The 16,242-nt window shown below is 62.9% G+C and carries 16 protein-coding genes; 11 read left to right on the forward strand and 5 right to left on the reverse strand.

The genetic code is table 11. The annotated features are described in order from the left end of the window. Positions 1-125: 125 nt before the first annotated feature. Positions 126-1,223, reverse strand: coding sequence for a DUF475 domain-containing protein (locus GGQ66_RS15980; RefSeq protein ID WP_183793734.1), 1,098 nt, complete (start codon positions 1,221-1,223; stop codon positions 126-128). 359 nt (positions 1,224-1,582) lie between these two features. Between GGQ66_RS15980 and GGQ66_RS15985 the strand changes: the two genes are divergently transcribed. The 6 genes from GGQ66_RS15985 to pheT all read left to right on the forward strand — a co-directional run bounded on the left by GGQ66_RS15985 (position 1,583) and on the right by pheT (position 8,198). Continuing rightward, on the forward strand, positions 1,583-2,941 hold the full coding sequence (locus GGQ66_RS15985; RefSeq protein WP_183793735.1) for an amidase: 1,359 nt from the start codon (positions 1,583-1,585) through the stop codon (positions 2,939-2,941). Between the two features lie 145 nt (positions 2,942-3,086). Then, positions 3,087-3,290 carry a 50S ribosomal protein L35 gene (gene rpmI, locus GGQ66_RS15990; protein WP_183793736.1) on the forward strand — a complete coding sequence of 68 codons (204 nt, stop codon included), beginning with the start codon at positions 3,087-3,089 and terminating at the stop codon, positions 3,288-3,290. A gap of 36 nt (positions 3,291-3,326) precedes the next feature. Further along, entirely contained in the window at positions 3,327-3,731 is a 405-nt protein-coding gene (gene rplT / locus GGQ66_RS15995) for a 50S ribosomal protein L20 (RefSeq protein ID WP_183793737.1), read from the forward strand. A 94-nt stretch (positions 3,732-3,825) separates the two neighbouring features. Beyond that, positions 3,826-4,677 (forward strand): BUD32 family EKC/KEOPS complex subunit, encoded by an 852-nt coding sequence (locus GGQ66_RS16000; RefSeq protein ID WP_237358949.1) that lies wholly within the window; start codon positions 3,826-3,828, stop codon positions 4,675-4,677. Next, positions 4,670-5,752, forward strand: a complete 1,083-nt coding sequence (gene pheS, locus GGQ66_RS16005; protein WP_183793739.1) for a phenylalanine--tRNA ligase subunit alpha — start codon at positions 4,670-4,672, stop codon at positions 5,750-5,752. The genes GGQ66_RS16000 and pheS overlap by 8 nt, the downstream gene beginning before the upstream one ends. Before the next feature lie 22 nt (positions 5,753-5,774). Continuing rightward, positions 5,775-8,198, forward strand: a complete 2,424-nt coding sequence (pheT, locus tag GGQ66_RS16010; protein ID WP_183793740.1) for a phenylalanine--tRNA ligase subunit beta — start codon at positions 5,775-5,777, stop codon at positions 8,196-8,198. 73 nt (positions 8,199-8,271) lie between these two features. On the opposite strand, the gene GGQ66_RS16015 is transcribed toward pheT, so the two are convergent. Then, a complete protein-coding gene (locus tag GGQ66_RS16015; RefSeq protein ID WP_183793741.1) occupies positions 8,272-9,135 on the reverse strand; it encodes an EamA family transporter in 864 nt (287 codons plus the stop codon). 79 nt (positions 9,136-9,214) lie between these two features. Between GGQ66_RS16015 and GGQ66_RS16020 the strand changes: the two genes are divergently transcribed. After that, positions 9,215-9,700, forward strand: coding sequence for a MarR family winged helix-turn-helix transcriptional regulator (locus GGQ66_RS16020; protein WP_183793742.1), 486 nt, complete (start codon positions 9,215-9,217; stop codon positions 9,698-9,700). A gap of 18 nt (positions 9,701-9,718) precedes the next feature. On the opposite strand, the gene GGQ66_RS16025 is transcribed toward GGQ66_RS16020, so the two are convergent. Further along, positions 9,719-10,312 carry an NAD(P)H-dependent oxidoreductase gene (locus GGQ66_RS16025; protein ID WP_183793743.1) on the reverse strand — a complete coding sequence of 198 codons (594 nt, stop codon included), beginning with the start codon at positions 10,310-10,312 and terminating at the stop codon, positions 9,719-9,721. Positions 10,313-10,321: 9 nt separating this feature from the next. After that, positions 10,322-11,911, reverse strand: a complete 1,590-nt coding sequence (gene xseA, locus GGQ66_RS16030) for an exodeoxyribonuclease VII large subunit (RefSeq protein ID WP_183793744.1) — start codon at positions 11,909-11,911, stop codon at positions 10,322-10,324. 195 nt (positions 11,912-12,106) lie between these two features. Between xseA and GGQ66_RS16035 the strand changes: the two genes are divergently transcribed. Both GGQ66_RS16035 and GGQ66_RS16040 read left to right on the forward strand, forming a co-directional pair. After that, complete coding sequence (locus GGQ66_RS16035; RefSeq protein ID WP_183793745.1) at positions 12,107-12,370, forward strand: spike base protein, RCAP_Rcc01079 family; 264 nt, start codon at positions 12,107-12,109, stop codon at positions 12,368-12,370. A 122-nt stretch (positions 12,371-12,492) separates the two neighbouring features. Then, entirely contained in the window at positions 12,493-12,726 is a 234-nt protein-coding gene (locus GGQ66_RS16040) for a hypothetical protein (protein WP_183793746.1), read from the forward strand. Positions 12,727-12,808: 82 nt separating this feature from the next. On the opposite strand, the gene GGQ66_RS16045 is transcribed toward GGQ66_RS16040, so the two are convergent. After that, positions 12,809-14,662, reverse strand: a complete 1,854-nt coding sequence (locus GGQ66_RS16045) for a hypothetical protein (RefSeq protein WP_370686365.1) — start codon at positions 14,660-14,662, stop codon at positions 12,809-12,811. A 145-nt stretch (positions 14,663-14,807) separates the two neighbouring features. Here GGQ66_RS16045 and GGQ66_RS16050 point away from each other — a divergent pair, with 145 nt between their 5' ends. Then, complete coding sequence (locus GGQ66_RS16050; protein WP_237358950.1) at positions 14,808-15,815, forward strand: glycosyltransferase; 1,008 nt, start codon at positions 14,808-14,810, stop codon at positions 15,813-15,815. Then, entirely contained in the window at positions 15,812-16,189 is a 378-nt protein-coding gene (locus GGQ66_RS16055) for a GtrA family protein (RefSeq protein ID WP_183793748.1), read from the forward strand. Before GGQ66_RS16050 ends, GGQ66_RS16055 begins: the two co-directional genes overlap by 4 nt. Positions 16,190-16,242 lie beyond the last annotated feature (53 nt).

Here is a 16,242-nt window from a genome sequence, read left to right on the forward strand (position 1 = left end):
CGAAAAATTTGACCGTTCGGGCAAAATGCGTGTTGCGTTGCAAAATGGTTGGCGATGCCGATATATCGACACCAAATCAAGAAGGAAAGAAAAAGGGCGGCTTGTTGCCGCCCTTTCTTGTCCCGTCAGTGCGTTGCACCCATCGCCTCTGCTTCCCGTTCCTTGCGGTTGTGCCGCACGGAGGCCCAGAAGGAGATGCCGATGAGGCTTGCGCCGCCGAGACCGGTGATGACTTCCGGAATGTGGGCAAGCGTCTGCACATACATGATGACCGAGAGGATGAGCACCGCGTAGAACGCGCCGTGTTCGAGGTAGCGGTATTCGGCCAGCGTACCCTTTTCCACCAGCATGATGGTCATGGAGCGAACATACATGGCGCCGATGCCAAGGCCGATAGCGATGATGAACAGGTTCTGCGTCAGCGCGAAGGCGCCGATCACGCCGTCGAAAGAGAACGAGGCGTCCAGCACTTCAAGGTAGAGGAACGCGCCGAAGCCGCCCTTTGCCCCGGTTGCCGCGATCGACTTCTGCGACATGTCGAGCAGGCCGCCCAGCACTTCCACGGCGAGATAGGTGACGAGACCGTAGATCGCCGAGGTCATGAAGGTCACGGTGTCCTGTCCGTCGAGCAGGTTGGAGAACAACACGACGAGCAGGAGCACGATGCCGATTTCCACGCCCTTGATCGTTGCGGCGCGCGCCATCTTGCTTTCGAGCCACTGGATCCAGTGCACATCCTTCTCATGGTCGAAGAAGTAGGTCAGGCCGACCATCATCAGGAACGTGCCGCCGAAGGCTGCGATCGGCAGGTGGGCATCGGTCATGATACGGGCATATTCCTCCGGCTTGGCGGCGGCCAGAACCAGAGCCTCCCAAGGGCCGATCTTGGCGGCGATGGCCACGATGGCGAGCGGGAAGATGATGCGCATGCCGAACACGGCGATGATGATGCCCCAAGTCAGGAACCGGTGCTGCCACTCGGGCGTCATGTCCTTGAGTTTGTTGGCGTTGACGATCGCGTTGTCGAAGGACAGCGAGATTTCGAGAACGGCGAGCACGACGCAGATGAAGAACACCGTGCCCATGCCGGCCAGCGTGCCGGTGGACGACCAACCGAGCCAGGCGCCGAGCGCAAGGCCGATGGCGGTGAAGGCGAAGGCCCAGGTAAAGTAGCTGAGCGTGGACTTGTGGGCCGCTGATTGCGGGTTGGATGACAGGCTCATCGGCTGACCTCCCGGAATTCAGGGGAAAGGGCAGGGACAAACGAAAAAGGCACGCGGCCCGAGGCGCGCATGCGAAGCATGTTGCTTATGGTCATGGCAGACAATATCCGCCGGCTTATTTGCAGGCGGTACCGACATCACGAGAGCGCCGTAAAAACTCTCGCCAGAGGGGCCCGGCACCAGGGTTCCATCCGCCGCGCTGTCGTACTGCGGCGGTAGCCTCTGTTAATTGTATCAGCTTCGGCCTTTCGTCAAGGGCAGGAAGTTCTTTACATCGTCGCTTCTTCCCGCATGAATAGACTTTGAAATCGGCGGTACTGCTTTGAGCGGCTCCGCCCCGGGGATGAAGGACTGCAAGCATGGCTGAAACGATGACCCTCAGAGCGCTGGCAAAAGATCTGGCCACGGGCCGTACCAGCGCCCGCAAGCTGGTGCGCGAATGCCTCGACCGGATTGCCGATCCGGAGGGTGAGGGCGAGCGTGCCTTCATCAAGGTTCATTCCGAACATGCGCTGGTAGCCGCCAGCGCCATCGACCAGATGCGCGAGGCCGGCATTGCGCCGTCGCCCTTTGCCGGCATTCCGATCTCGATCAAGGATCTCGCTGATATCGCCGGCGACGTGACGACCGCCGGCTCCACGGCGCTGGCAGATGCCGAGCCGGCCGAGGTTGATGCGCCGGTCGTTGCCCGGTTGCGCGCCGCCGGTTTCATCGTCATCGGCCGCACCAACATGACAGAGTTCGCCTTTTCGGGCATCGGCATCAATCCGCATTATGGTACGCCGGCGGCGCCCTTCGATCGTGTAACCCGCCGCATTCCCGGCGGTTCGTCCTCCGGGGCCGCCGTTTCGGTGGCCGATGGCATGGCCGCCATCGGCATCGGTTCGGATACCGGCGGCTCCTGCCGCATCCCGGCCGCTCTTTGCGGTGTCGTCGGCTACAAGCCTACAGCCTCCACCGTGCCGCGCGAAGGCGTGGTGCCGCTCTCGACCACGCTCGATTCCATCGGCCCGCTGGCCAATTCCGTCGAATGCGCGCGCATCGTGCACAATATACTCGCCGGCCTGCCGGTGGGCGAGGGGAAGGTCTCCACGCTGAAGGGCATGCGCATCGCCGTGCCGCAGACGGTGATGCTCGATGGGCTGGATGCCCATGTCCAGCAATGTTTCGACCGGGCGCTGCATGCGCTGTCGCAGGCCGGTGCGCTCGTCACCCATCTGCCGCTCAAGGAGTTTGCACTGGTGGCGGCCATCAACGCCAAGGGCGGCTTCTCCGCTGCCGAGGCCTGGTCCTGGCATCGTGAACACGACATCATCGAACGGCAGGCGGCGAAATACGATCCGCGCGTCCTCGCCCGTCTCGTCAAGGCGAAGGACCAGACCGGCGCCGATTACGTCGATGCACTGAAGCTGCGCGCCGCGCTGATTTCCGGTGTCGAGGCGGCGATTGCCTCCTATGACGTTCTGGCCATGCCCACGGTGCCCATCGTGCCGCCGGCGATTGCCGCGCTGGAGGAGAACCTCGATCTCTTCACCCACGTCAACCAGACGATGCTGCGTAATCCGGCGGTGGTGAACATGTTCGACGGCTGCGCCATTTCGCTGCCGATGCACCGGCGCGGCGAGGCGCCGGCGGGTCTGATGCTGGCCGCAGCCGGGGGCCGCGACGCCGCTCTCTTCGCCCATGCGGCGGCAATCGAGACGGTGCTTGCGGTTTGATCCGATTCAACCGTTGCACTTTTGTGACTTCGCGTTTATAAGCCGCCCGTTCGAACGGCCCGGCAGGGCATGCCGTGGCCGTTTTCAATGCTCGGCAGATCCGGTTTCGTCACCGGTTCAGCCCACACAAGAACGGAGTAGCAAAATGCCCAAGATGAAGACGAAGTCTGCCGCCAAGAAGCGGTTCAAGATCACGGCCACCGGCAAGGTGCTGGCAGCCGCTGCCGGCAAGCGCCACGGCATGATCAAGCGTACCAACAAGTTCATCCGCGATGCTCGCGGCACGATGGTTCTGGCCGAGGCTGATGCCAAGAAGGTCGTCAAGAACTACCTGCCGAACGGTCTCTAAGACCCGTCGCCCAACGAGCAATAAGGAGATCATGATATGGCTCGCGTAAAACGTGGCGTTACTTCCCGCGCCAAGCACAAGAAGGTTCTGAAGGCTGCTGAAGGCTTTTACGGCCGCCGCAAGAATACGATCCGCGCCGCCAAGGCTGCGGTTGACCGTTCGCGTCAGTATGCAACCCGCGACCGTAAGGTCAAGAAGCGCAACTTCCGCGCCCTGTGGGTTCAGCGTATCAACGCTGCCGTCCGCGAATTCGGCCTGACCTATGGCCGCTTCATCGATGGTCTGAACAAGGCTGGCATCGAAGTCGACCGCAAGGTCCTCTCCGACCTCGCCATTCATCAGCCGGAAGCCTTCAAGGCTCTGGTCGATGCTGCCAAGAAGGGCCTTGAGTACCTCAAGGAAGCCGGTTCGGCCAACGAGTTTGAAGCTGCGGTCAAGTAAACCGCGCTTTTCAGACGCTTCATTGAAGAACCCGCGTCCGAAAGGCGCGGGTTCTTTCGTTTGTGCGCTGGGCATGTCGCGGGGAGGCGGCGTTTTGGAAACAGGACAACTTTCATCCATTCCCGATGTGAGCGACGCCGACATCGCGCTGCTGGTGGCTGGCCTTGCCGACGCCAGCCGGCGGGTGCAGCGCGTCGAGCTTTCGCGTCGCACCGTCTGGATCAAGCGCTACGGCACGGAAGGCGCCATTTTCTGGCAGCGGCTCTATGCGCCGCTCACCCGCTTTTTGCCCGCCGCCTTCCGGCTGGCCCCGCGCCGCACGCCGGCCGGCATGATCCGTCAGGAAGAGGCCCGCATTGCCCGTTTCGCGGCGAAGGGCTTTTCCGTGCCCGTCGTGCTCTACAGTTCGCCGACGGCGCTCATCCTGTCCGATACCAGCCCTTCCGTGGAGAACAAGCTTCGGGCGCTGAGGGACGAGCAACCAGCGGTGCATGAGGCGCTTCTCGTGGCCTGCGCCGCCGAACTCGGGCGATTGCACGCGGCAGGACTCTGCCATGGCCGCCCGCATCCGCGTGACATGACGGTGATCGATGGCCGTATCGGCTTCATCGATTTCGAGGAGGAGCCGGAGGCGGTCATGCCACGGGCCATGGCGCAGGCGCGTGACCTCTGGGTGCTGTTTTTCCAGCTCGCCACCCGCTCCATTGAGGGCGAGGCGACGCTTGAACGCGCCTATCAAGCCTGGACGGCGGAAGCACCCGCCGGGGCAAAGGCGGAACTTCGGTCGCTGATACGCTTCGCCGCGCGATTTTTGCCCTTTGCCCGGTTGATTGGCCGCGTGCGTATGGGTAGTGATCTGCGACGTTTCATCGTGGCTACCGGTTATCTTCAAAAGGCCATCGGGCAAGACAGCGTACCGGTCGGCAAGGCAGGATTAAATGACTGAACTCACCAATTTGCAGAATGAGCTTCTGGCGGCAGTCGCGGGTGCCGGAGACGAAGCCGCCATCGAGGCCGTGCGCGTCGCCGCACTCGGCAAGAAGGGCTCGGTTTCGGAACTCCTGAAGACGCTGGGCGCGATGACGCCGGAAGAGCGCCAGACCCGTGGCGCCGCCATCAACGCCCTGAAGGCCGAAGTCACAGACGCGATCGCCGCCCGCAAGGCCGAGTTGAAGGACGCCGCCATTGCCGCGCGCCTGAAGGCCGAAACGCTGGATGTGTCGCTGCCCGTGCGCTCCTCGCCCGCCGAGCGCGGCCGTATCCATCCGATCAGCCAGATCGTCGACGAGATCACCGCCATCTTCGCCGACATGGGCTTCTCCATCGCCGAAGGTCCGGATATCGAGACCGACTATTACAACTTCACGGCGCTGAATTTCCCGGAGGGTCACCCGGCCCGCGAAATGCACGACACCTTCTTCTTCAATCCGGACGAGAAGGGTGAGCGCAAGGTTCTGCGCACCCACACCTCGCCGGTGCAGGTGCGCACCATGGAAGCGCAGAAGCCGCCGATCCGCATCGTCATTCCCGGCAAGACCTATCGCCAGGACAGCGACGCTACCCACTCGCCGATGTTCCATCAGGTCGAAGGTCTGGTGATCGACCGCAAGGCCCATGTCGGCAACCTGCGCTGGGTGCTTGAAGAATTCTGCAAGGCCTTCTTCGAAGTGCCGTCCGTCACCATGCGCTTCCGTCCGTCCTTCTTCCCCTTCACGGAGCCGTCCTTCGAGGTCGATATCCAGTGCGACCGCTCCGGCGGTCAGGTGAAGTTCGGCGAAGGCAATGACTGGATGGAAATCCTCGGCTGCGGCATGGTTCACCCGAACGTGCTCAAGGCCGGTGGCCTCGATCCCGACGAATTCCAGGGCTTTGCCTGGGGTATGGGCCTCGACCGCATTGCCATGCTGAAATACGGAATGCCCGACCTGCGCGACTTCTTCAACGCCGACGTGCGCTGGATGAACCACTACGGCTTCCGCCCGCTCGACATGCCGACCCTGTTTGGCGGCCTGAGTGCTTGATGAGCGCCTGAGGAGATAGATCATGAAATTCACGCTCTCCTGGCTGAAGGAACATCTGGAAACGGATGCCTCGCTTGAACAGATCTGCGAACGGCTGACGGCCATCGGGCTTGAGGTCGAGGATGTCGATGACAAGGCGGCTTACAAGCCCTTCGTTATCGCCAGGGTCCTTGCCGCCGAAAAGCATCCGGAGGCCGACCGCCTCAAGGTGCTGACCGTCGATGCCGGTGACGGCAAGCCGGTGCAGATCGTCTGCGGCGCGCCGAATGCCCGCGCCGGTCTCGTCGGCGCGCTGGCGCGTCCGGGCACTTATGTTCCGGGCATCGATGTCACGCTGTCGGTCGGAAAGATCCGCGGTGTTGAAAGCCACGGCATGATGTGCTCGGAAAAGGAACTCGACATTTCCGACGATCACAACGGCATCATCGACCTGCCCGAGGATGCGCCGGTCGGCACGTCGTTTGCCGCCTATGCTGGCATTGACGATCCGGTCATCGAGATCAACCTCACGCCGAACCGCCCGGATTGCACCTCGATCTACGGTATCGCCCGCGATTTGGCCGCGGCTGGTCTCGGTACGCTGAAGACGATGCCGATCCCGTCCTTCAAGGTTGAGGGCGAACTGACGACCGCCGTGAAGATCGAACTGGACGACCAGCGCCTGTGCCCCGGCTTTGCGCTTCGCCTCGTGCGCGGCGTGAAGAACGGCCCGTCGCCGGCCTGGATGCAGAAGCGCCTGCGCGCTATCGGCCTGCGCCCGATTTCCGCGCTGGTCGATATTACCAACTACATGACCTTCGATCAGGGTCGCCCGATGCACGTCTTCGACGCGAACAAGGTCAAGGGCGATCTCGTGGTGCGCCGCGCGACGGAAGGCGAGACGATCCTTGCGCTCGACCAGCGCGAGTACAGGCTCGGCCCGGCCAATGTGGTGATTTCCGATGACAACGGCGTCGAATCCATCGGCGGTGTCATGGGCGGCGAGCATTCCGGTTGCGATGAGAACACGACCGACGTTCTCATCGAATCCGCGCTGTGGGATCCGATCAACATTGCCCGCACCGGCCGCGCGCTCGGCATCATCACGGATGCGCGCTATCGCTTCGAACGCGGTGTTGACCCGGAATACATGATGCCCGGTCTGGAGCGCACGACCGAACTGGTGCTCGAACTCTGCGGCGGCACCGCATCCAAGGCGACGCTGGTCGGCTATCGCGGCTTTGAGGCCAAGACGATCGATTTCCCGGTCTCGGAAGTCAAGCGTTTGACGGGCCTTGAGATTTCCAGTGCCGAAAGCGCTGAAATCCTGAAAGGTCTGGGCTTCGGCGTCGCAGGTTCCGGCGAACGTCTCACGGTGTCCGTCCCCTCCTGGCGTCCGGATGTGGATGGCAAGGCCGATCTGGTGGAAGAGGTCATGCGCGTGCACGGCGTCGACAAGATCAAGCCCGCGCCGCTGGAAGCCATCGGCACGGTCAATGCCCGCATCCTGACGACGCTTCAGATCCGCACCCGCACCGCCAGGCGTGCGCTCGCCGCGCGCGGCATGCTGGAAGCCGTCACCTGGTCCTTCATTTCCGAAGATCAGGCGAAGCTCTTCGGCGGCGGAAGCGCGGCGCTCAAGCTTGCCAACCCGATCGCCGCCGATATGTCGGATATGCGCCCCTCGCTGCTGCCCGGCCTTTTGTCGGCTGCACAGCGCAATGCCGACAAGGGCTATGGCGATGTGGCGATCTTCGAGGTATCCGGCACCTATGAGAGCGACAAGCCGGAAGGCCAGCGCCGGGTTGCCGGCGGCGTGCGTCGCGGCACGGCCTCGATTGCCGGTGCCGGCCGCATGTGGTCGAACGCATCGAAGGGCGGCGGCAAGCCGGTGGACGTTTATGACGCCAAGGCCGATGCGCTCGCTGTTCTGGAAGCCTGCGGCTTGCCCATGAGCAATGTGCAGTTCGAGACCGGGGCGCCGGAATGGTATCATCCGGGCCGTTCGGGCACGATCAAGATGGGTCCGAAGGTGGTGCTCGGCTATTTCGGCGAGTTCCATCCGAAAACGCTCGCCGCGCTTGATATCGCCGGTGTCTATTGCGGTTTCGAGGTCTTCGTGGACGCCATGCCGGAGCCGAAAAAGAAGGCGACCCGCACCAAGCCGCCGCTCGATCTCTCGCCCTTCCAGGCGGTGAAGCGCGACTTTGCCTTCGTGGTGGAGAAGTCGGTGGAAGCCGGTGCGGTGCTGCGCGCCGCGCAGGGTGCCGACCGCAAGCTCATCACCGGCGTCAATGTGTTCGACGTTTTCGAGGGGGCAAGCCTCGGCGAGGACAAGAAGTCCATCGCCATCGAGGTGACGATCCAGCCGTCCGACCGCACGCTGACGGATGAGGATTTCGAGGTGTTGACCGGCAAGGTTGTCGCCAGCGTTGCCAAGGCCACCGGCGGCACGCTGCGCGCCTGACGCTTCGCAAGGACTATGGAAAAAGGGGCTCAACGGCCCCTTTTTTGTTGGCATTCTTCAGGCGTGGTGCGGTTCACTTGCTTGTCTTGGTCGGTATATTGGCCCTTTGGCCGAGCCAAACGCTTGCCACCACGACAACGGCACCGATGCTTTGAACAAGGCTCAGCCCTTGTCCCAATAACAGCCAGCCGAGCAGAACGGCAACGAGCGGGCTCAGAAAGCCCAGCCCCGAAATCGCCGCGGGCCCAAGCCGTGCCAGGCCCCGGAACCAGAGAAGATAGGTCAGGGCGCCACCCACCAGTCCCAGCCAGACAAATCCGGCGACGGCGTTCATTGTCAGCGGCGGAAGCGGTGGATCGAACGCCAGCGCCAGCGGTAGCAGCAAGACGCCACCGGCGGTCAACTGCCAGGCGGTGAAGGTCAAGGGCGGCACAGGTGGCTGCCAACGGCGGCTCATCACCGTGCCGCAGGCCATGGATGCCGCACCCGCTAGACCCGCGGCGATGCCGATGGGATCAAGGCGCGCCTGTGGCGTCAATACCAGAAGCGCGACGCCGGCCATACCCGCAAAGCCTGCGAAAAGAGCGGCCGCGCGCATTGGCGTCGCCAGCACCAGTCGTGCCAGCGCAATCACGATTAATGGCTGAACGGCGCCCACGGTGGCGGCGACACCGCCCGGCAACCGATAAGCGGAAACGAACAGCATGGCCCAGAACAAGGTAAAGTTCAGGGCGCCGAGCACCACGCTTTTCCACCACCATGCACCCCAAGGCAGTTTGCGGGTTATGAGCAACAACAGAAGCCCGGCTGGCAAAGCCCGCAGCGCCGCTACGGTCAAGGGCATGCCCGGTGGCAGCATTTCACTGGTGACGATGTATGTCGTGCCCCAGATGGCCGGAGCGAGGGCTGTCAGGGTAATGTCGAGAGGGCGTGACATGGTGCGTCTCCATTTATCTTGATGTCGAGATAAATGGGTAATATCTTGACGTCAAGATAATTGCTGCCATAATCGTCGCATGGATCAGGTTGATGAAATTCTCTCCCAATGGCATCGCGAGCGGCCGGACCTCGATGTCGGACCAATGGGCCTGCTCGGCCGGCTGGCGCGGTTGTACAGCCACCTCACGCGCGCGGTCGAGAAGACATTGGCGGACTACGGTCTCAACGCCGCGAGCTTTGACGTGCTGGCCACACTCAGACGCAGTGGTGCGCCTTATGCACTGTCGCCCAGCGCGCTCATGGCGACGGCCATGGTCACATCCGGCACGATGACCAACCGGATTGATCAACTGGAAAAGACGGGGCTGATCAAGCGTCAAGCAAACCCGGATGACGGGCGAAGCACGCTGATTGCGTTGACGCAGCAGGGCCACGCATTGGTAGAGGCGGCCGTCAGCGCCCATGTCGCCAACCAGCATCGGTTGACGGAATGCCTTTCAGCGGCGGAAAAACAGCAGCTCAATGCCTTGCTGGCAACATTCCTGGCTCGCTTCGAGAGTTGAGTGCGCCCGACGCCGGCGTCATTTCAACGCCGAGACCCAGCGCCTCACACGTTGAAGGTGCGCGTGCAGATGGTGCGGCTTGCGGCGATCCATATCGTGCAGGGCAAGCATGCGGAAATCCGCGCCCGTGGTGCAGGCCGTCACGATGCCGCGCTTCAGAAGGCGTCGAACGGGGTCACCCATGTAAAGCCTCACGACCCACCAGGGCGAGCCTGTGGTGGTGAACACCCGGACATGGCGAAGGCGCGTCAGGCCAGGGCGGATTCGTCCACCGTCCAGATCGTGCAGGAAGGCGACGCCCGGCGCAAAGGCGCGGTCGAAGAAGCCCTTGAGCACCGCCGGAAAATTGAACCACCATTGCGGAAAGACGAGAACCAGTGCCTCGGCGGCCTGTAGCCGCTCGATTTCCTTTTTGGCTTCGGCACTGTCGAAAGGCATGTCGAAATAGCCGCGCCTTTCGCTCTCGGTCAGTCGAGGATCAAATCCCTCGCGATAAAGATCCATCAGGTCTACGCTGTGCCCGTTCTCTTCCAGCGCCGTCTTGGCAGTTGCCGCCATTGCGGCGGCAAAGCTGTCGGGCAGGGGATGGGCGAGAACGAGAAGAACGTGCATGCGATGACCTCAGAACAGGCTGCCTTGATCGGTACGGCCCTTTTCCGGTCTGGTGGGGCGTTTCCTGGGGGATGGCGGCGAGGGCGGCGGTTCCGCTCCCTCTCCGGCAATGGCGGAAACCCGCCCGTCGGCAAATTCGATGGCTATGGCGCTGCCGGACGAAACCGCGTTCGCTCGCGTCAGCAGGCGGTCGTTTTCGTCGCGGATCACCGCATAGCCGCGCTTCAACACATTCGTATAGGACAGCGATTGCAGCACACGGTCCTGAGCCGAAACTGCAAGCCTGCGGTGGGCAAGCGCGGTGGACAGGGCGGTATCGGCGCGCGCAAAAAGCGCTGCCACCTTTTCCCGCTCCCGACCGGTCTGACCCTTGAGACGAACAGGGAAGGCTCGGAAAACGGCATCGGCAGCACCGACCCGGCCGCGCGCCGCCAGAAGGTTGCGCTCCACGATCCGTTCGATACGGGCGAGACGTTCGGCCAGAGATTGCCGTTGCTGCGTGATGCGGGTGCTCAGAATCTCCGGACGCAGACGGTTCGAAACCTGCTCGAAGCTGCGGCGCTTGGTCAGCGCCGTGCGCTCCAGCCCGCGACCAAGACCGGCTACAGCCTCATCGAAACGCCGGCGCGGCAGAGCCAGAAGCTGGTCCAGCGAAGGAAGGGCGCGCACGAGGCCGCGCAGGCCCTGTTCGCGGTTCTGCATCTGCCGGGAGATGGCGCCGCTCAGGCGGGCGCCGAGGCTCGCAAGCTGGGCCTCGAGTTCGGCCTTCACCGGCACGGCAATTTCGGCGGCCCCGGTCGGCGTCGGTGCGCGCATGTCGGCGGCGTGGTCGATGAGCGTCCAGTCGGTTTCGTGGCCGACGGCGGAAATAAGAGGGATCGTGCTGGCGGCGGCGGCGCGCACCACGGCCTCGTCGTTGAAACTCCAGAGATCTTCCAGACTGCCGCCGCCACGCGCAACGATCAGCACATCGGGCCGCGCGATGGAACCGCTGGCCGGCAGCGCGTTGAAGCCCTCGATGGCGCGGGCCACCTCATCGCCCGACCCTTCGCCCTGCACCTTGACCGGCCATACGACGACATGAACGGGGAAGCGATCGGAAATACGGTGGAGAATGTCGCGGATGACCGCGCCGGTGGGTGAGGTGACGACGCCGATCACCATGGGCAGGAAAGGCAGGCGCTGCTTGCGCTCCTGATCGAACAGGCCTTCCGCAGCCAGCTTGCGCCGGCGCTCTTCCAGCAATGCCATCAGTGCGCCGACACCGGCAGGCTCGAGGCTTTCGATGACGATCTGGTATTTCGAGGAGCCGGGAAAGGTCGTGACCTTGCCGGTGGCAATCACTTCCATGCCCTCTTCCGGCCGAACCTTCAGGCGCGAAAAGGTGCCCTTCCAGATCACCGCGTCGATGCGGGCCTTGTCGTCCTTCAGCGCGAAATAGGCATGGCCGGAGGAGTGCGGGCCACGATAGCCGGAGATTTCGCCGCGCACGCGCACATGGTCGAAGGAGGTTTCGATGGTACGCTTGATCGAGCCGGAAAGCTCCGAAACGGAGAATTCCGTGAGGTTGGTCGGCGAATCATCGAAAAAGCTGCTCATGGCGCGACTATCGCATGAGGGAACGAAATTGGGACCGGCCTTTGCGGGGTAAACGGTAAATTCCCACCGTAACCTGTGTCGGCTCGGGCATGTTTGAAGGCTGTGGCTGCATCATTTCAAGGTCTTGCCGGGCCCGCCATCCGCCCCGCGTGCCAGGTTGGCATACTCGCTCCTGCAACCCAGAAGGAGCACTGCATGAGCGATCCCTTTCTCAACACGCATCCATCGCTGACGGCCCCCGCGACCGGCGGCTTCGCCGTCACACCCAGCGATGTCGCCGCCCTTTCCACCGTCTGCCGGGCGCTTTATGTGGGAGGCGGCGGCCATCTGGCCGTCCGGATGCTTTCCGGCGAAACACTGACGCTGCCGGATGTGCCTTCCGGCAGTCTTCTGCCGCTGCGCGTCAGCCATGTGCTGGCCACCGGCACGGCGGCGACCGGCCTCGTCGCTCTCTATTGATCGCCTGCGGGCCGTCCCGTTTCCGAACGTTGCAACCGGACATTAACCCTTGCTGAGGGCCGTTTTTTTAACGGCTGAACCGTATGTTGTCCTCAATAAGAAGGAAAACAGGGATCTTCCTCATGATATTCGTTGCAACGTTCGGAATAGGCCTTGCAGCCGGACTGACACGTTCTGTTCTGTCGGTCATTGTCGCCTGCCTCGCCATTGTCTCCACTTTCGCCGCCGCGGTCATTCTTGGCGCGGGCGCGTCGTTTCTGGCCCTTCTCGTGGCAATCTGCGGTTATAATTTCGGCCTCGTCGCTTTTCTCGTGGCGCATTACGCCGCCGCCGCTCCGGTCGGGGAACGGGCCTGATCATCAAAACAGTTGCGAACCCGAAAAGCGCTGCACCGGTCCGGTGCAGCGCTTTGTCGTTTTCAGGCGTGTCGCCTGATCTTCAGGGGCGAACGCGGTAAAGCTTCAGGCCCGATCCCTCGACATTCGGCAAGGGCTGCAAATAGGACGGTAATTGACCGACCGTGAGCTGGGCATAGAGCCCGTCCGGCTTGAGTGCCGCAATCTCCTCGGTCTGCGGATCATTGGAGCAAAAGGCCAGGATCGAGACATGCGCGCCACGCAGGAAAGCTTCCGCCTCGCGCGGTGTGGCAAGGCCGATGTGAAGCTCGGTCAGCATGCCGGCCTGATTGCGGTGATACGGTGCCGTCAGCACGCGATGGCCGGAGAACCGCAGGATGGAAGCCCCGAGATTGGAGGGGGCGGCAACAACCGCTGGCGGCAGCGCGGATAAGCCAGCCAGGGCGGCCTCGCCGTTGCAGCTTGCATCGGCGGGATTCGGTGTTGCGAGGATAGGCGTGCGGAAGCGGTTCGCAATGCCGCTGATGCCTTCGACCGGCAGAGCGCCGCCGAACACCCAGACGGCGGGTACGGAGGCAAGCGTTGCCGCGAAGAAGATGAAGCCGGCAACGATGTTCTCCGGGGCGGCATTCGCCTTCTGGCGCAGTTCCGAGACGAGCAGTGACAGCGGCAGGATGGCGAGCAGATTGGCGAAGATGGCGCCGCGCACCTGAACGAGTGCCACGCCCCAGGAAACCAGTAGCAGCGCCAGCACGACGACATGGCCTTCCCGACGGTCGTCGAGGAAAATGCGTGACAGGGATACGGCGATGGCAAAAAAGCCGACCGCATAGAAACCACCGGCGGCAGCCGCTCCGGAATGAACGGTCGCCAGGAAGGACTGCGCTTCCGTAACCTTGCTCAGCCAGAGCGTGACAAGCAGAGGGTCGAGCTCGGCCAGTGGATTGCCGAGGCATTGCGGGGCAATCACGACGGCCGTGATGCCGATCAGGATGCCGCTTGTGGCCAGCACGGCAAGTCGGCGCAAGAACGTCCAGCCGCTGGCGAAATGGGCGGAGACGAACATAAGGGCGCCGCCGAGCGCCGACAGGCCGTAAAAGCCGAAGGAGAGGTTGTCGCAGGTGACGACGGCATAGCGCGCCATCGGGACGGTTGCGAAGAAAAGGACGGAGATGGAAAGCGCCAGCGACAGGCCGAAAGCGCTGGCGGCCTTCCTGAACGCCGGGCCGCGCGCCACCCAAAGGCCGGCGACGACAAGGCAGACTACGGCGATCAGCGGTGTGGTTTCCGCGCCGATGGCGATGGCGAGCGCCGTCAGCAATCCGCCGACCGCGTAGTTCACCGCACCGTAGCGGCGGTCGAGAAGCACGGCGGCGAGACCGGCGGCAAGCGCGAGCTGGACGTTGTGATGGTCGATGGAGCCGGGCAGGAAGCGGTTGGAGGTGACGAGGAAAATCACGCCGAAGGCCATGGCGATGTTCATGGCCCCCGCACCACCCAATCGCCGCGCGCCGAGGCCGAGGCAGAAGATCAGGGGCGGAATGAAGGCGATGGGCCAAACGGCAAGCGCCACGGCTTCTGCTGTCAGCCTGTCGAAGAAGAGGCCGAAGAAAAGAATGAGGCCGGCGATCGGCGCGTCGATCAGACGCGACCAGTGCATGAGCGTGCCGCCATCGAGACCGAGACGATACTGCATCATGTCGAACCAGCCCTGTCCGGCCAGAAGATCGCGCACCTCGACAAGACGCATGGCGTCGTCATTATCGGCGCCGACATAGTCCGCGGTGCCCGGCATGTTCAGAAACAGGATGGTGGCGATGGCGCCGATGCTGAAGACCAGAGTCATCACGGAAAGCCGGTTCCACCAGGGACGCTGCTCGTCATCCTGGCGCGGATCGGCTCGCCCCGGGCGCTCCGCCCGATGAATTGCGTTCATCATGTCCGCAGCGCCCTCATTTTTGGTTGTCGCCTATCCTTTTCAGGTCGTTCGCAACCTAGCTTTAACCTGTTCAAGAAATAGTAAAGGCGAGAAAAGCGGGATGAGCCCGCTACACGATTTTCTGACATATTGGGTGGAAATCATGACCGAGCCCCTGACCGCGCCGATGAACGGCGATCTTGATGTGGCGGTGCTTTTGCCTTGCTACAATGAAGCGACGACCATTGCGGATGTGGTGCGCGGCTTTCAGGCCGCCCTGCCGCAGGCGCGCATCTATGTCTATGACAACAATTCTACCGATGGTACGGCGCTGGCGGCGATGATGGCCGGCGCGATCGTGCGCAGCGAGAAGCGGCAGGGCAAAGGCAATGTCGTGCGCCGCATGTTCGCCGATGTCGATGCCGATATCTACGTGATGGCCGATGGCGACGGCACCTATGCGCCGGCGGATGCCAATACGCTGATTGCGGCCATGCTGGCGGACGGCGCCGACATGGCGGTTGGCACCCGCCGAGGCGTCCACGACGATGCCGGACGTCAGGGCCACGCCTTCGGCAACCGCATCTTCAACTCGCTTTACCGCCGCCTGTTCGGCAATGATTTTTCGGATATCTTCTCGGGCTATCGCGCCTATACTCGCCGCTTCGTGAAAAGCTTCCCGGCGCTATCCAGTGGCTTTGAGACCGAAACGGAAATGTCGGTGCACGCCTCGCGGCTGAAGCTGCCGGTCGTCGAGATCGAACTGGATTACGGACGTCGGCCGGAGGGCTCGCATTCGAAGCTCTCGACCTTCGGTGACGGTTGGAAGATCCTCAAGATGTTCGCCATGCTGATGAAGGAAACGCGGCCCTTAGCGTTCTTCGGCGCATTGAGCTGGGCCGCCTTCTGCACCGCCATCGGCTTCGCGCTGCCCGTTCTCATCGAGTTCTTCGAGACCGGGCAGGTTTCGCGCATGCCAAGCTGGATCCTTTCCGTCGCGATGATTGGTCTGTCCTTCCTTGCCTTCACCGCAGGCATGATCCTCGATTCGCTGGCGCATGCCCGCTATGAGCATCTGCGGCTCGCCTATATCGCCCAGAGCGAGGCAAGCCGGGCGCGCGAAGCCGCCCGCGCCAGCCATGCCCGGCCTTCGGTAAGGGACGCAGCATGAAACGGATCGCGCTCTTCCTGATCGCCGGCGGCGGCGGTTTTCTGGTCGATGCGCTCGTCCTCTCTGCGCTCCTGCATTTCACACCGCTCGGTCCCTTCCTGTCGCGCGGCATCGCCATCGTGGCGGCGATGAGTTTTACCTTCGTCTTCAATCGCAGCTTCACCTTCGGGCGCTCGAACCGTCGCCTTTTGTCCGAAGGCGTCCGTTACGGCGCGGTGGGGCTGGTGACGGCGCTTGTCAATTACGGGCTGTATGTGTCGTTGCTTCTGGCGATCCCGCTGCTTCAGCCGCTCGTTGCGCTCACTCTGGCCTCGCTGGCCGCCATGGGCCTCAGTTTCTTCGGCTATTCCCGCCTCGTCTTCGCCCGCCGGTGAACAATCGCCAAGCGGACTTGCGAAAGCGAGTGGCTTCTTCCAATATGGTGCGA

The sequence above is a fragment of the Allorhizobium borbori genome (genome assembly GCF_014196535.1).
GTDB lineage: Bacteria > Pseudomonadota > Alphaproteobacteria > Rhizobiales > Rhizobiaceae > Ectorhizobium > Ectorhizobium borbori.

Coding starts and splice junctions, on each gene's coding strand:
- GGQ66_RS15980 (WP_183793734.1), bottom strand. CDS start 1,223: ATGAGCCTGTCATCCAACCCGCAATCAGCGGCCCACAAGTCCACGCTC.
- GGQ66_RS15985 (WP_183793735.1), top strand. CDS start 1,583: ATGGCTGAAACGATGACCCTCAGAGCGCTGGCAAAAGATCTGGCCACG.
- rpmI (WP_183793736.1), top strand. CDS start 3,087: ATGCCCAAGATGAAGACGAAGTCTGCCGCCAAGAAGCGGTTCAAGATC.
- rplT (WP_183793737.1), top strand. CDS start 3,327: ATGGCTCGCGTAAAACGTGGCGTTACTTCCCGCGCCAAGCACAAGAAG.
- pheS (WP_183793739.1), top strand. CDS start 4,670: ATGACTGAACTCACCAATTTGCAGAATGAGCTTCTGGCGGCAGTCGCG.
- pheT (WP_183793740.1), top strand. CDS start 5,775: ATGAAATTCACGCTCTCCTGGCTGAAGGAACATCTGGAAACGGATGCC.
- GGQ66_RS16015 (WP_183793741.1), bottom strand. CDS start 9,135: ATGTCACGCCCTCTCGACATTACCCTGACAGCCCTCGCTCCGGCCATC.
- GGQ66_RS16020 (WP_183793742.1), top strand. CDS start 9,215: ATGGATCAGGTTGATGAAATTCTCTCCCAATGGCATCGCGAGCGGCCG.
- GGQ66_RS16025 (WP_183793743.1), bottom strand. CDS start 10,312: ATGCACGTTCTTCTCGTTCTCGCCCATCCCCTGCCCGACAGCTTTGCC.
- xseA (WP_183793744.1), bottom strand. CDS start 11,911: ATGAGCAGCTTTTTCGATGATTCGCCGACCAACCTCACGGAATTCTCC.
- GGQ66_RS16035 (WP_183793745.1), top strand. CDS start 12,107: ATGAGCGATCCCTTTCTCAACACGCATCCATCGCTGACGGCCCCCGCG.
- GGQ66_RS16040 (WP_183793746.1), top strand. CDS start 12,493: ATGATATTCGTTGCAACGTTCGGAATAGGCCTTGCAGCCGGACTGACA.
- GGQ66_RS16045 (WP_370686365.1), bottom strand. CDS start 14,662: ATGAACGCAATTCATCGGGCGGAGCGCCCGGGGCGAGCCGATCCGCGC.
- GGQ66_RS16050 (WP_237358950.1), top strand. CDS start 14,808: ATGACCGAGCCCCTGACCGCGCCGATGAACGGCGATCTTGATGTGGCG.
- GGQ66_RS16055 (WP_183793748.1), top strand. CDS start 15,812: ATGAAACGGATCGCGCTCTTCCTGATCGCCGGCGGCGGCGGTTTTCTG.